Source organism: Corallococcus sp. AB038B, from assembly GCF_003668955.1.
GTDB lineage: Bacteria > Myxococcota > Myxococcia > Myxococcales > Myxococcaceae > Corallococcus > Corallococcus exiguus.
The window spans coordinates 252,239-266,521 of record NZ_RAWO01000009.1 but is presented as its reverse complement, the minus strand read 5'-3'; the positions used below and the strand labels follow the sequence as shown (position 1 = coordinate 266,521).

Below are 14,283 nucleotides of genomic sequence, written 5' to 3'. Positions count from 1 at the left end.
ACCGCATGTCCATGTCCTACGCCACGCTGCCGCTGCCCGTCGTCCCCACTCCGTTCCGGCTTCGCGTCTTCACTCCCGAGGACATGGACGGCGTCATCGCGCTGTACTCGCATCCGGAGGTGGCACGGAGCCTCAACTTCACGGTGCCCGTGCCGCGCGAGACGCTGCACCAGAAGCTGACCGGCGACCTGGAGGCGATGCGCCAGGGCAAGGGCATCCGGTGGGTGTTGTCGAAGGAAGAAGACCCGACTCCCCTGGGCTACATGACGCTCTTCAACTGGAGCCAGAAGGACCGTCGCGCGGAGGTGGGCTACATGGTGGGGCGCTCAATGTGGGGGCAGGGCGTGATGTCGAGCATCCTGCCCGCGCTGATCCGCTTCGGCTTCGAGCAGCTGAACCTGCACCGCATCGAGGGCATGGTGAACACTCGCAACAGCGCGTCGAGCAAGGCGCTGACGCGCGTGGGCTTCCAGCAGGAAGGCGTGATGCGCGGCTACCAGGTCGATGGGAACGGGGGCGGGTTCAACGACATCATCCTGCTCGCGCTGCTCGAGGACGCCTGGCGCGCGTCCGTCGCGACGTAGGCCTCACGGCAGGTCGCGCGCGAACTGTTCGCGGTAGCGGGCCTGGAGCGTCTTCAACTGGCGGGTGCCTCGGTATTCGCGCGCGAGCAGGTGCCACGCCTCCGTGCGTGAAGGCTCCAGGTCGATGACCCGCTCCAGATGCTTGCGTGCGCGCGCATGCGCACGGGTGTTCGTCGCCAGCACGCCAAGCATCAGGTGCGCCTGCACCGCATCCTCCCGGAACGCGAGCACCCGCTCACAGGCGGTGCGCGCAGGGCCCAGGCGCCCCTGGAACAGGTGCAGCTCGCATTGCAGGAGCGTGACGGAAGGGCTCGCCGGATACGCCCGAGCCAGCGCGGCGATGCGCTCGCGCGCGGACTTCGAGGAGCCGGCATGCAGCAGCGCCTCCACGTCGGACACCGCTCGCACCAGGGCTCCCTCTCGCGCGGGATCGACGACAGCGGTGCTCGCATCCGACCGGGCCGGCAGCGCCACCTGTCTTCGGAGACGGGCCGCCTGTTCCAGTACGGCCGCGGAAGCCGCCAGTCCTTGAGCCCGGGCCGCGGTCTCCTCCGCCCACGTCACGCAGTGGGCGCGAAGGAAGAGGCCCGCCAGATCCGCCCACTGCGCGGGCTCCACGTCCGCACGGGCCTCCAGGTTCGTCCTCGCAATCACCAGACTGTCCCGGGCCTCGTCGAAGCGGCCCGCGTGCAGGTGAAGCAGCGCGACGTTCATGCGCAGGGATGGTTCGCGGGGAAACCGCGCGATGGCTCGCTCACAGCGCTCACGCGTGGCGTCCAGCCCCGGCGTGAGGTGCACGGCGAGGTAGCACGCCAGCAGCTGCACGCGCTCGTTCTGGGGATGCCGCACGGCCAGCGGCTCCAAGGCCTCCGCGGCCACCTCCGGCCGGCCCGCCTTCTCCAGGGCGATGACCTCCGCCAGCCGCTGCCGCTCCAGCGGTGTCAACGAACGGGGCGTGCCCTCCGGCCCCAGCACGACGCTGGAGGCGCGCACGCGCTTCGTCCATTCAAGAAGGAAGTCCCGCTCCGGCCCTTCCCACGCCGGGCCCGTCATCGCCTCCACCGCCACGCGCAGCTCACGGGCCCAGGCCTTCTGCGCCTCCAGCTCCACGCGCGCACCGGGCAGGTGCTTGAGTCCCGCGCCCAGCAGCGCGAGCGTCCGCGCATCGAAGGCTGTCTGGCCCGCGTCGTACTTCGGCGACATCCATCCCCGTCCGTCGCGCACGTGCGGCGCGCCCAGGGTATGCGCCCACTCGTGCAGCAGGACCGCCACCTCCAGCCGCTGCCGCGCCTCCACTGGCAGCTCTCCGCCAAGTCCTCGCAACACACAGTGCCGCCCCAGCACGCGCGCGAAGCCCAGCTCGTGCTGCGCGCCGCTGAACGTCGCGGGCGCCGCCACCAGGCCCACGACGAGGTCCACGTCCTCGCCCGCGTCCACTTCCTCCAGCGCGTCCAGCACCGGCTCCAGCGGACCGTCCGAGCCGCGCCGATCCCACGCACGCGCGGACTCCAGCTCGAACGTGATGCCCAGGGGGCCGCGCACCGACTCGCTCGCGCGCTGGAGCCATCCGGCGACGGCCCGTTCCCAATGGAGGCCTCGCGCACGGTGGTCCATGTCCGCGTACACGCGCACCCGCAACACCTTCGCCGTAAGGGCAGGGGAGGAATCCGCTGACAGTGAGGTCCTCGCTCGCGCGGTGTCACGCGACTGTGACGGAGCGGCGCAGCGAAGCCCCAGGAATCCGGCGAGGAGGAACAGGACCGCCCTGAACCAGCCTGGCGTCCGCGGGGACCCGGGAATCACGGACACGACCTGGCAGGTAGAGGGGGAACAGTGCCCGCGAACGGGCGGGGGAGGCGGTGGGCCTCTACCGGAAGGAGGCTTCCACCGCCGTCACCCGGGGAACGACGTCAGGCCGCCGCGTCCTCTTCCTTCGAGGGCTCCGTGGCGTTCGTGATCCAATCGATCGCCTTGTGCTCCCAATCGGAGTCCTTCGACGCGTCGATGTAGCGCTCCCACTCGTACACGCCGCTCTGCTTGGCCATGCGCACCATCATCAGGCGGGCCACGGTGCTGTCGAGCACCACCGCCGAGCGCACCATGCCGTTCTGCCGGAGCCAGCCCATCGCCTGCTTGATGATCTCCTGGGTCTCCGGCGGGTTCGCCTTCTGGCCCCGGATGTCCACCATCAGTCCGAAGGGCCGCCCACGCTTGATCGCCACCTTGGCGCGAAGGTCCTCGAACCAGACCTTGGCCTCGGCGGGGGTGATGTAGCCCGGCGCATTGAGCCGGAAGCCGTACTCCGTCCTCAGATTCTCAGCCATGAAACCCCCACGTTGTTTTTGTGGTGCACGCGCCATTCCCGTGCGACTCCGGCTGGATGGCAGCGCACTCATAAGCCTACCCCAGTCGGCACGCGTGTGGATCCACTGCTGTCGCGCCTGCGTACGCGCGCGAGCCACGTCCTCCCCGTGAAGATGGAGACGTCTCCGGGTAAACGTGGTACTCGTCACGAAGTTTGAGAATCCAGCGTCAGGCGAACTTTCCGCTGATTTTACTTCACACTCGCTCGCTTCTCGGCTATTAAGGGGATGCAGTTTTTCAGCACCCCCGCAACACTGTCACACGCATCGAGGTCCCCCCGGACTCGGTGGCAGCGAATCGACGCAGCATCCGCGTCGAACCTCACGGGTTCCGGGGCCTTGGAGACGTCCTTCAATGTCCAACTCCTCGCTCGCTGAGCTCCAGGCCGTTACGTCGAACACCCTGCGGAACGAGGTGCCCGTCGAGGCACTCCGGCACGAGACGCCGACCCAGGGAAAGACGAACGTGCTGGAGGCTCGTCACGGCGATCCGATCCCGATGTACGGGGACGTGAATGCGCGGGGCTTCAAGACGGTGGAGGACCTCTCGGTCGCCGACTGCGTGATCGCGCACCTGGAGGCGGAAGAGGTGGACGCGGTGTTCGGCGTCCCGGGCGGCAACATCGCCCCGTTCCAGCAGGCGCTGCGCAAGCACAAGTCCATGCGCTTCATCATCGCGTCCCACGAGGGTGGCGCGGCGTTCATGGCGGACGGCTACGCGCGCGCCACCGGCAAGCTGGGCGTGTGCATGGTGACGGCGGGCCCGGGTGCCACCAACGCGCTGACGGGCGTGGCCTCCGCGCACCTGGACGGCGTGCCCATGCTGGCCATCAGCGGCAACATCGCCACGGACCGCGTGGGCCTGATGGCCATCCAGGAGAGCAGCAGCACCCACGGCGTGAACACGGTGGAGATGTTCCGCCAGGCGTGCGCCAGCTCCTCCATCGTTCCGGACGCGCAGAGCTTCCAGCGGCTGCTGGCGCGCTCGCTGCGCACCGCGCAGGGCCTGCCCGGCGGCGCCGCGCACCTGAGCGTGCCCGCCAACATCGCGCGCCAGCCCATCCACCGCGCCTCCGTTCCCACCACGCGCGGCGCCTTCCGCGCGCGTCCGGCGACCGCCCCCTTCGAGGACCTGCGCGCCGCCTTCACGCTGCTGCGCACCGCGCGCCGTCCGCTCATCTTCCTGGGCGCGGGCGCTCGCGAGGCGATGGCGGAGCACGCCGAGACGTTCACCGCGTTCGTCACCCAGCACGGCATCCCGGTGGCCACCAGCATGCGCGGCAAGGGGCTGTTCTCCGAGCGCGAGGCGCTGTCCCTGGGCGTGCTGGGCCTGGCCGGCAGCAAGCGCGCCGAGGCGTACCTGCGCGACGGCGTGGACGTGATGCTCGTCCTGGGCAGCCGCCTGGGTGAGTGGGCCTCCCGCAGCTTCCACCGCTACTTCCAGGCCATCCACCACGTCATCCAGGTGGACGTGAACGCCTCCAACATCGGCCAGTTCCTGCCGGTGCGGCTGCCCATCGTGGCGGACGTGGGCTCGGTGATGACGGGCCTGGCGGAGCTGGGGCAGATGATTGGCCCGTCCAGCGGCGCGCGCGTGCAGGAGCGCTGGGCGCAGGTGATGGCGCTGACGGAGCCCGCGCCCGTCATCCGCACCCCGCAGGACCGGGACTCGGTGAAGCCGCAGGACCTGATGGCGGAGCTCGACAAGCACCTGAGCCCGGACATGGACCTGTACATCGACATGGGCAACTGCACGGGTTGGACGTCGCACCTGCTGCACATCACGCCCCCCGCGCGCATCTTCTACCCGTGCGGCCTGTCGTCCATGGGCTGGTCTTGCGGCGCCGTCATCGGCGGCAAGGTGGGCCGGCCGGACCGCGCGGCGGTGGCCGTCGTCGGCGACGGCGCGTTCCTGATGAACGGCACGGAGATGATCACCGCGTCGCGCTACCGCGTGGGCACGGTGACCATCGTCCTCAACGACAACTTCCTGGGCATGGTGAACCACGGCGAGCACGTGCAGGACCGCACCGTGCCGCTGGAGGATGACTACTACGGCCTGGGCAACCCGGACCTGAAGGCCTTCTCCGAGTCGCTGGGCGCGCGCGCCTACACGGTGAACGGCCCCGGCCAGCTGGACGCGCTGCTGCCCGAAGTGCTGCGCCGCGCGGATGAGACGGGCCAGCCGCAGGTCATCGTCGCGCACATCGACTACCGCGAGGTCCCGCCGTACGGCGACCGCTTCGCCGCGGTGGCGTCGGACGCGAAGTAGCCTCCATGACCGCCGCGACCTTCGCGCTCCTGGGAGTCGGCGCCGCTGTCCCGGAGCACGTTCGCGGCAACGACGACCCGCTGTTCGAGTCCCTGCGCCGCGCCGCCGGAAGCGGCGGGGAGCACGCGCTCTTCTACGGCAACCGTGAGCGCCGGGTGCTGGGTCAGGGCGAGTCCCTGGCCGCGCTCACCGCGAAGGCCGGCGCCGCCTCGCTGCAGGACGCGGGGCTGACGCCTGCGGATGTGGAGCGGCTGTACGGCTACGTGTCGGTGTCGGAGTTCGTCGCGCCGAACGAGCTGTACGCCGTGCACCGCGAGCTGGGCCTGTCCCAGGGCACGCTGGTGGTGCCGGTGAACGCGGACTTCGCCAACTTCCTGATGGGCATCGTGCTGGCCTGGGAGGCCCTGCGCGCGGGCACCCTCCGGCACGCGCTGGTGGCGGTGGGCTCCGCGTGGACCCGCAACGTGGACTACACGCAGGGCCACGCCATTGGCATTGGCGACGGGGCGGGCGCGGTGGTGGTGGGCGCGGGTGAAGGGCTCACGCTGGTGGACTGGGGCGCGGACACCTTCAGCGACGAATACGGCGCGATGATGATGGGCCCGCGGCCGGAGTCCGGTCTGGCGTACCCTACCTACGGCATCGCCCCCGCGGCGGGCGTGAAGGCGTTCCTGCAGTCGGGGATGAACGGGCCGCCCCGGTTGGTGGAGCGGCTGCTCGCGAAGCATGGCGTGGCGCGCGAGGACGTGACGCTCATCTCCCACCAGGCCACGCGCAAGCTGATGGACCACTGGGCGCAGGAGATCCGCCCGCGCGAGTACCTGGACACCTTCGAGGAGTACGGGAACATGGTGCACGCGTCCATGCCGGTGACGCTGGCCCGGTTCCGCCGCGAGCTGCGCACGAAGTACCTGGTGATGGTCGGCCTGGGCATTGGCGCGCACCAGATGGCGTTGCTGGTGCGCGTCTAGCGGGACTGCTCGCTACTGGTCGTCGCAGGGCGTGCCCAGCCGGATGCCCGTGTAGACACCCAGCTCGTTGTAGATGAGGGGCAGGTTCTGCTCCACGGGGACGTTGCGCAGCTCCACTTCCTTGCGCGCCTTCTCGATCCAGATGGGCTTCTGCGCGCGGTCGATGACGAGCCGCAGCTGGCCCTTCTTGGTGGTGAAGATTTCGCCCTCGGAGTCCGCGACCACGTTGGTCATCTTCTGCGGCTTCAGGTCCCCACGGGGGCCAATGAACACGCGGAAGTTGCGGGACTCCGCGGCCGAGGAGCCCTTGTCCACGTAGTAGTACGTGCCCTCCGAGTCACGCAGCAGCGCGTGGGGGACGAACTTCTGCGGGTTGGGCACGTAGGTGGCCTTGCGCAGCAGCTCCCGCGCCTGGGCGCCGGGGAGCATCTCCAGCGTCACCTTGCGCTCGCCGCAGCGCAGGGAGCAGGTGCGCTCCTTCGTGTCCACGTTCAGCTGCGAGTGCACCCGCAGGTCCACGCCGTCGTAGTCGGCGGTGCCGCTGGGGTTGAAGAAGCGCGGATCCTGGAAGGTGGTGGCGGACAGGTTCCTGCTGCGGGGGCGCGGCACCACGACCAGGGACTTGCCGTCGCCGTAGTAGAGCTGATCCTCCAGGTCGTCCGTGTCCTCGCGGGGCACGGAGACGACGTAGTGGCCACGGCCGTCGGTGCAGACGGCGGTGGCCTCCAGGAGCATGCGCTGGCCCAGGTTCTCCGCCTTGCCCCACGGCGGTTCGACGGCGGAGGCGGGAGTGGCGGAAAGGAGCACGGCCACGGGAAGGATGCGTTGGAAGAGCATGGTGCGCGAGCCTAGAGGTGCTTCTTGAAGTAGCGGATGGCGGCCTTCTCCTGCTGGGTCGCCTCCGGGGTGGTGGTCCACACGAAGCGGTCGCCCTGCAGCGCGGGCTCCAGCGCGGCGCCGAAGCGGCAGTCCATCTGCTTCAGGCGGGCCTTCACGGTGGTGCGGGCCTCCTCGGAGACTTCGCACAGTGCCTTCAGCGCGGTGAGGGGGAAGACGCAGTAGCGGGAGATCTTCTGGGCCTTGAGGAAGGGCTCGGTGACGGTGGTCCAGTCGATGGCGCCCGCCACGGAGGTGCCGCAGGTGGTGTTCAGCTCCTGGAGCGCTTCGGAGTAGGCGGTGTCGTGGACGGCTTCCTCTGCCTTGCGGTCGAAGGCCATCAGCTTCGCGAGCTGGCCGCTCTGGGTCTGCTGCTGGTGCTGGGCGTAGACCTCCTCCGGCTTGAGCTTCTGCGAACGCGCCTCGTCGAACTGGACGGTGATGCCGTTGCCGGGGCCGCCGGGGAAGTACAGCTCCGTGCGCGTGCCCACGACGACGAGCGGCGAGTAGTCCTTGCCGTGCCACTGGGTCGTGTAGTTCTGGCGCCGCGTGCTGGGGCTGCTCCAGTCGTTCAGGACGTAGGGGAGGACCAGGTTGTCCAGCACGGAGCCCGTGCCCTGGATGCGCAGGAGGAACTTCTTCTGCTCACGGGGCGCGAGGGGAACGACGGCGACCAGTTCTCCCTGCGGGCCGACGAACACCTTGCCGGCCTCCACGGGAGCGGGCGGCGCGGCCCGGGCGGGCAGGGTGCCCAGAAGGGTGGCCAGCACGGCCACGGCGACGATGCATTTCATGTTGGTGTATCCCCCTCACCCGTCCGTGATTGCGCGGACGGGCGGTGTTCGCTCAATGCTGCAATTCAATCTCGTGCTTCTGACATTCGGTGATGAGCTGCGGTGTCAGCTCCGAAGGCTTGATCTTTCGCGCCTCGGGGCCGGCGTTCACGATGTCTCCGGTCTGACACCGGAGCTTGATGGCCAGGTAGTGCGCGGCCAGATTGTCCTGGGCCGCGTAGCTGCGCTGGGCCGCTCGGACCGCGGAGTCCACGTCTTTGCGCGCAGCCGCGGCGCGGGCGTCCTTCAGATCGCTGATCGCGACGGCGTCGGTAGGCTCCAGGGGGATGCGCGGAGCCTGCGTCTTGCCGCCCGGCCGGGTGTTCGGCTTGCCTGTCGTCTTGGTCTGCTGCACCTGGGGATCGACGATCGCTGGCGGATCGTTCTGCGCCATGACAGGCGGTGGAGGCTGTGGCGGCGGACCCACGGGCGGCGGGGGCGCGTGATTCGGGCCCGCGTGCATGACCGGCGGCGGGCCTTCGGGAGGCGGCCCTGCGCGCGGCGGCGGGACGTGATCCTGACCCGCGTGCATGACGGGCGGCGGATCCATGGGCGGCGGTCCGGGCCGCAACCACCAGCCGAGTCCCACGGCACCGAGGATCAACGCGGCGGCGCCCGCGATGGGAATCACGCGCGACTTGGGCGGGACCGCGGCAGGCATCGTCATCGGCCCCGGCATTCCCGGCTGGCCCGACATGCTCACCGGGGCGAGTGGCTGCCCCTGGGGACCGACAGCCCCCGCGAGACTGCCCGGCACCGCCTGCTGGCCACCGTAGCTTCCCGGTACGACCTGCTGTCCGCCCATGCTGCCCGGAGCGACGTGCTGACCCGTACCGTAGCCCTGGGCGACCTGCTGTCCGCTGTAGCTGGCCGGTGACTGCGCGGGGACACCGGGCACCGGCAGGGCCACGCCCGAGCTCCCCATGCCGCTCCCGGGCATCTGCGTGGCGCCGAAGCCCATCGTGCCGCCAGCCACCTGCGGCTGCTGTCCGAATGGGACCGTGCCGCCGGCTCGCGGCGCCATCGTCGCGTCGAAGCCGATGTCATCCGGCGCCGCCAATGCATCCGCGCCAAAGCGGCCCGTCCCAGGCCCCTTGTTCGACGGCGCCATCGTGGCGCCCGTCCCGTCGTCGTCGCTCGGCGCCACGGAGGGGAGGGCGACGCCAGAGGGACGCTTCGCGCGCCCGAAGGTCCGGGCTTCGATCTGCTCCGCCGTTTCCGGCAGCGACTGGAGCTGCGTGCCCGTGAGCTCCGCGATGAACGACGCGACGTCCTGATGGCGGTGATCCGGGTTCTTCTCCAGCGCCCGCGCCACCGCCCTAGCGACGTTCGGCGGCAGGTCCGGCATCAGATTGGCCAGCGACACCGGCGGCTCGTGCACCACGCGGTAGATGATCTGCACGAGCGACCCGCCACCGAAGGGCGTCATCCCGGAGAGCATCTCGAACACGATGCCGCCCAGCGCGAACAGGTCCGTCCGCGCGTCGATGCGGCTGTTCTGCCCCTGCGCCTGCTCCGGCGACATGTACTGCGGCGTGCCGATGAGCACCGCCTCCTGCGTCTGCAGCGTCTCCGACGACATGACCTTGGAGATGCCGAAGTCGAGCAGCTTCACCCGCTCGCCCACCACTCCGCCGGAGTCCGTGGGCACCAGGAAGATGTTCGCGGGCTTCAGGTCGCGGTGCACGACACCCGCGCGGTGCGCCGTCTGCAACGCGGACCCCATCTGCCGCGTGAAGGAGAACACCTCCTCCAACGTCAGCCGCCCGCGACGCAGCCGGTCCGCGAGGCTCTCGCCACGCAGGTACTCCAACACCAGGAACGGACTGCCGTCCTCCAGCGTGTCGAAGTCCAGCACCTCCACGATGTTCGGGTGCCCCAGCCGGGAGGCGATCTCCGCCTCGCGCCGGAAGCGCACGTGGAGGTCCGGCCCCACGTGATCACCTACCCGCAGCACCTTCACCGCGACCTGCTTGCCCGGAAGCCGCAGGTGCTGGGCCAGGAATACCGAACCCATGCCGCCCCGCCCCAACACGGAGACGACTTTGTAGGTATTCCGGAGGACCGAATCGATGTGCAGCTCACCGTCAGCCGAGCGCGTCATGAAGAGGGCGTGTCCTGATGACAAAAGGGGTGCGATGCACCGCCGTGAAACACGGCGCCACGCTACCACGCCCCATCCGCCAGGGAACGCGCCCGACTCCCCGCCGCCATACCCCGGACAGTCGAACGCCCGGACCCTCGTGAGAGGAGCCGGGCGTCATGAACTCAAGTCCAACCCTCACACCCGGAAAAGGCGCGCCTTACAAAAGGCCGCGCCCTACCCGGGAAGGGGACTCAGCCCCACTTGGACATCGTGCGGCGAGGCGGAGGCGAGCTCGGCCCCGCGGCAGGCGAAGCCACCGCCGGACGGGCTTGCTGCGAACGGCCCTGGCCACCACCGCGCGGCGCCTGGGCATTCCCGCCACCGCTGGCCTGACGCGACTGGCCACCATTCGGACGGCCCTGACCGCCGCCGGCACCACCGCGGCGCTGCTGCCCGCCACTCCGACGCTGACCACCGCCGCCGCCACCACCGCCACCGCCGCGCGACTGGCCCCGGCCACCGCGGTTCATCGGAGGACGGCTCTCCTCCACGTCACCGGGCAGGGGAGGGGGCAGGTGCGAGCGGAACGCGGCGTCCGCCACCACCGGCACGCTGCGGCGGATGGTGCGCTCGATGTCGCGCAGGTACGCGCGCTCCTCGGAGTCGCAGAAGGACACGGCCTGGCCGCTGGCGCCCGCGCGGCCCGTGCGGCCGATGCGGTGCACGTACTGCTCCGGCACGTTGGGCAGGTCGTAGTTGAACACGTGCGACAGCCCGTCGATGTCGATGCCGCGCGCCGCGATGTCCGTGGCCACCAGCACGCGCAGGGTGCCGGCGCGGAACTCGTCCAGCGCGCGCTCGCGGGCGTTCTGGCTCTTGTTGCCGTGGATGGCATCCGCACGCACGCCCGCCGCCGTCAGCTGCTTGGCCACGCGGTTGGCGCCGTGCTTCGTGCGCGTGAACACCAGCGCGCGCGGAATCGCCTTCGCGTCCTGGAGCAGGTGCGTGAGCAGCGCGCGCTTCTCCTCGCGCTCCACGAAGTACACCTGCTGGCTCACCGTTTCCGCGGTGCTGGACGCGGGAGACACCTCCACGCGCACCGGATCCTTCAGGATGTTGCGCGCCAGGTCCATGATGTCCGGCGGCAGCGTCGCGCTGAAGAACAGCGTCTGGCGCACCTGCGGCAGCACCTTGATGACCCGCCGCACGTCGTGGATGAACCCCATGTCCAGCATGCGGTCCGCTTCATCCAGCACGAACACTTCCAGCGCGCGCAGGGTCACGAACCCCTGGTCGATGAGATCCAACAGGCGTCCCGGCGTCGCCACCAGGATGTCCACGCCCTGGCGCAGCGCCTGGACCTGCGGATTCTGGCCCACGCCGCCGAACACCACCGCGTGGCGCAGGGGCAGGTTCTTGCCGTAGGTGACGAAGCTGTCGCTCACCTGGCTGGCCAGCTCGCGCGTGGGCGTCAGCACCAGGCAACGCACCGGACGCGCGCCGCCCGCGGGCGCCTTCGCCGACAGACGCTGGAGGATGGGCAGCGCGAACGCCGCCGTCTTGCCCGTGCCCGTCTGGGCCACGCCCAGCACGTCCTTGCCCGCCAGGGCATGGGGAATCGCCTTCGCCTGAATGGGCGTCGGCGTGGTGTAGCCCTCCGCCTTGACGGCCTTGAGGAGCGAATCGGTCAACTGCAGTTCGTCAAAAGTCATGAAATCCCGCATGAGTAGGGTCGGCGCACTCCCCCTCAGGCGGGGGACCGACCGCGCAGCGCGCCCTCTCGCGGTATTGCGGGGGCGCCTGGCGGTACGCGGTCAGGCCAATCAGCGGCCCGAGGCACCTGCGAACGACTTGGAACCCCTGAGCCTCCGGAACGATTCCCGGTGCCGCCCAGGGCCCGGCCACACTGCCTGCAACGGGAGGCAATGTCCCGGGAAATCTCCCCGCCCGCCTGCCCCCGACCGCTGTGGAGATTTCGGACAGGGCTGTTGGCCGCCTGTCCCCATCGTCCACAACCCTCCACTCCAGGCGCCGCCAGCCCCCTCTCTCAGCGCCCTCTCAAGCCGCCGAAATCATTGGTGTTGCAAGGAAGTGACGGGAGCCTGCTTTGGGCAGGTCCTTGGAATGATTGGGAAATTCCCCAACCCCTGCCGCTTGGCATGACCGTTGCTAGCCTTTGCCGCGTCGCGCCGTACTGGCGCGGGCGGTGGACCCTGGTGAGGAGCGGGATTTGAAGCGGTGGCAGCGACAGACGGTGGGGATGGCCTGGGGGATGGGGCTGTGCGTGGCGGCACTGGCGTGCGCCCAGCAGCCGAAGGCGGGGACGGCGAAGGCCTCCGGATTCTCCGCCCAGACGGTGGAGGAGAAGGCCCGCGCGCTGGCCGCGAAGCCGTACCAGGAGCCGCCCATTGGCGTGCCGCCGTCCTTCGAGAAGCTCACCTACGATCAGTACCGGGACATCCGCTTCCGCGACTCCGCGTCGCTGTGGGGTGAAGAAGCGCTTCCTTTCAGGGCACAGTTCTTCCACCCCGGTTTTTATTACACCCGTCCGGTGGGCGTGAACGTGGTGGAGGGCGGCAAGGCGCGCCCGGTCCCGTTCTCCACGGAGCAGTTCACCTACGGCCCCCTGGTGGGCACGCCGCCCAAGGGCAAGGTGAACGGCTTCGCGGGCTTCCGCCTCAACGCGCCGCTCAACACGAAGGACTACTACGACGAGCTGGTGGTCTTCCTGGGCGCCAGCTACTTCCGCGCGCTGGGCAAGGGCAACCTGTACGGCCTGTCCGCGCGCGGGCTCGCCATCGACACGGCGCAGCCGGGGGGCGAGGAGTTCCCCACGTTCCGCGAGTTCTGGCTGGAGACGCCGGCGAAGGGCTCCGACACCGTCGTGGTGCACGCGCTGATGGACAGCCCCAGCGTCACGGGCGCGTATCGCTTCGCCATCCGCCCCGGTGAGCGGACCGTGATGGACGTGGACTCCACGGTGTTCGCGCGCAAGGCGGTGCGCCAACTGGGCGTGGCGCCGCTCACCAGCATGTTCCTCTTTGGAGAGAACGACCGGGGCGACTTCGACGACTTCCGCCCGGAGGTGCACGACTCCGACGGCATCTCCGTGTGGACGAAGAACGGCGAGAAGCTGTGGCGCCCCCTGAAGAACCCGAAGCAGATCCAGACGAGCAGCTTCCACACGGACGGGCTGTCGGGCTTCGGCCTGTTGCAGCGCGACCAGGCGTTCACCAGCTATGAGGACCTGGAGGCGCACTCCGAGCGTCGTCCTGGCGCCTGGGTGGAGCCGGTGGGTGACTGGGGCGCGGGCTCCGTGCGGCTCGTGGAGCTGCCCACCCGTGAAGAGATCCACGACAACATCGTGGCCTTCTGGGTGCCGGATGCACCGGTGCAGGCGGGTGCACAACTTCGCTTCTCCTACCGGCTGTCCTGGGGCTTCTCCCCCGAGGGCGCGAAGGCCGGAGGTTCCACCGTCGCGGCGACGCGTGTCGCGGCGGGCAGCAAGCCGGGGGCGCGTCGCTTCGTCCTCGATTTCACGAAGGCCAGCGTGGAGGGCACGGGTCCCGTGGAGGCGGTCGTCACCGCTTCCCGCGGCCAGGTGCTGCACCCGCGAGCGGAGGTCCACGCCGTCACGGGTGGCTTCCGCGCGGCCTTCGAGCTCATGCCCGACGGAGAAGGCCCCGTCGAGCTGCGCTGCTTCCTGAAACGCGGTTCCGAGACCCTCACCGAGACCTGGAGCTACCTGTGGATTCCGTGACCACGCACCCGTTCATCACCTTCGCGCCTGCGATGCCCCAGGAGGCCCGCGCGGACACCCGCGCCGCGCTGGTGAGCTTCTTCCAGGACTTCGGCTTCACCGGCCGCAACGACCTGGAGAAGCTGGCGGGCTGGGTCCTGGGCACGCGTGAGCTGTCCCTGTCGCCGGAGGCCGCGCTGGCGCTCGCGCGGTGGCGCGTGGAGGGCTGGCTGGCGGAGGTGCTGGGGCCGTCGCATGTGGGGCCGTCGCTGATGGTGCGGGGCCGGGCCGCGTTCGTGCTGGTGGGCGGCGCGCGCTGGGGCGCGGACGTGCTGATGCGCGCTCCGTCCTCGCTGCCGGAGGCCTGGCGCCGCGCGGTGTGTGAAGCAGTGCCCATGTCCGCCCCGGCGGAGGTGCCCTGCCAGATGCGCGAGCAGGTGCTCGTGCTCAATCCCTTCATGGACATGCTGCGCCGCTGGCTGCGTCCCGCAGCTGGCCAGGCCGGCGTGTCGCCGTCGCGCTAGGCGCGCACCTCACACACCGCGAAGCCGCACGGGAG

The 14,283-nt window shown here is 70.0% G+C and carries 11 protein-coding genes; 5 read left to right on the top strand and 6 right to left on the bottom strand.

What is annotated here, in order from left to right; translation table 11 throughout:
• The first annotated feature begins 5 nt into the window (after positions 1 to 5).
• Positions 6 to 584, top strand: coding sequence for a GNAT family N-acetyltransferase (locus D7Y04_RS29815; protein ID WP_121761465.1), 579 nt, complete (start codon positions 6 to 8; stop codon positions 582 to 584).
• A 3-nt stretch (positions 585 to 587) separates the two neighbouring features.
• On the opposite strand, the gene D7Y04_RS29810 is transcribed toward D7Y04_RS29815, so the two are convergent.
• Positions 588 to 2,216 (bottom strand): tetratricopeptide repeat protein, encoded by a 1,629-nt coding sequence (locus D7Y04_RS29810; protein WP_121761464.1) that lies wholly within the window; start codon positions 2,214 to 2,216, stop codon positions 588 to 590.
• A gap of 278 nt (positions 2,217 to 2,494) precedes the next feature.
• A complete protein-coding gene (locus D7Y04_RS29805; protein WP_120579775.1) occupies positions 2,495 to 2,908 on the bottom strand; it encodes a hypothetical protein in 414 nt (137 codons plus the stop codon).
• Between the two features lie 394 nt (positions 2,909 to 3,302).
• Between D7Y04_RS29805 and D7Y04_RS29800 the strand changes: the two genes are divergently transcribed.
• Together D7Y04_RS29800 and D7Y04_RS29795 are read left to right on the top strand one after the other, a co-directional pair.
• Entirely contained in the window at positions 3,303 to 5,219 is a 1,917-nt protein-coding gene (locus D7Y04_RS29800; RefSeq protein ID WP_120598794.1) for a thiamine pyrophosphate-binding protein, read from the top strand.
• A 5-nt stretch (positions 5,220 to 5,224) separates the two neighbouring features.
• Positions 5,225 to 6,190 carry a 3-oxoacyl-[acyl-carrier-protein] synthase III C-terminal domain-containing protein gene (locus D7Y04_RS29795; RefSeq protein ID WP_121761463.1) on the top strand — a complete coding sequence of 322 codons (966 nt, stop codon included), beginning with the start codon at positions 5,225 to 5,227 and terminating at the stop codon, positions 6,188 to 6,190.
• Between the two features lie 12 nt (positions 6,191 to 6,202).
• Here D7Y04_RS29795 and D7Y04_RS29790 read toward each other — a convergent pair whose 3' ends face one another.
• The 4 genes from D7Y04_RS29790 to D7Y04_RS29775 all read right to left on the bottom strand — a co-directional run bounded on the left by D7Y04_RS29790 (position 6,203) and on the right by D7Y04_RS29775 (position 11,697).
• Complete coding sequence (locus D7Y04_RS29790) at positions 6,203 to 7,027, bottom strand: hypothetical protein (RefSeq protein ID WP_121761462.1); 825 nt, start codon at positions 7,025 to 7,027, stop codon at positions 6,203 to 6,205.
• A gap of 11 nt (positions 7,028 to 7,038) precedes the next feature.
• A complete protein-coding gene (locus tag D7Y04_RS29785; protein WP_121761461.1) occupies positions 7,039 to 7,860 on the bottom strand; it encodes a hypothetical protein in 822 nt (273 codons plus the stop codon).
• Between the two features lie 52 nt (positions 7,861 to 7,912).
• Entirely contained in the window at positions 7,913 to 10,003 is a 2,091-nt protein-coding gene (locus D7Y04_RS46605) for a serine/threonine-protein kinase (protein WP_121761460.1), read from the bottom strand.
• A 233-nt stretch (positions 10,004 to 10,236) separates the two neighbouring features.
• Positions 10,237 to 11,697, bottom strand: a complete 1,461-nt coding sequence (locus tag D7Y04_RS29775; protein WP_120598798.1) for a DEAD/DEAH box helicase — start codon at positions 11,695 to 11,697, stop codon at positions 10,237 to 10,239.
• Positions 11,698 to 12,257: 560 nt separating this feature from the next.
• On the opposite strand from D7Y04_RS29775, the gene D7Y04_RS29770 reads away from it, so the two are divergent.
• A complete protein-coding gene (locus D7Y04_RS29770; protein ID WP_370457246.1) occupies positions 12,258 to 13,745 on the top strand; it encodes a glucan biosynthesis protein in 1,488 nt (495 codons plus the stop codon).
• Entirely contained in the window at positions 13,733 to 14,248 is a 516-nt protein-coding gene (locus tag D7Y04_RS29765) for a hypothetical protein (RefSeq protein ID WP_120600297.1), read from the top strand. The genes D7Y04_RS29770 and D7Y04_RS29765 overlap by 13 nt, the downstream gene beginning before the upstream one ends.
• The last annotated feature ends 35 nt before the right edge of the window (positions 14,249 to 14,283 follow it).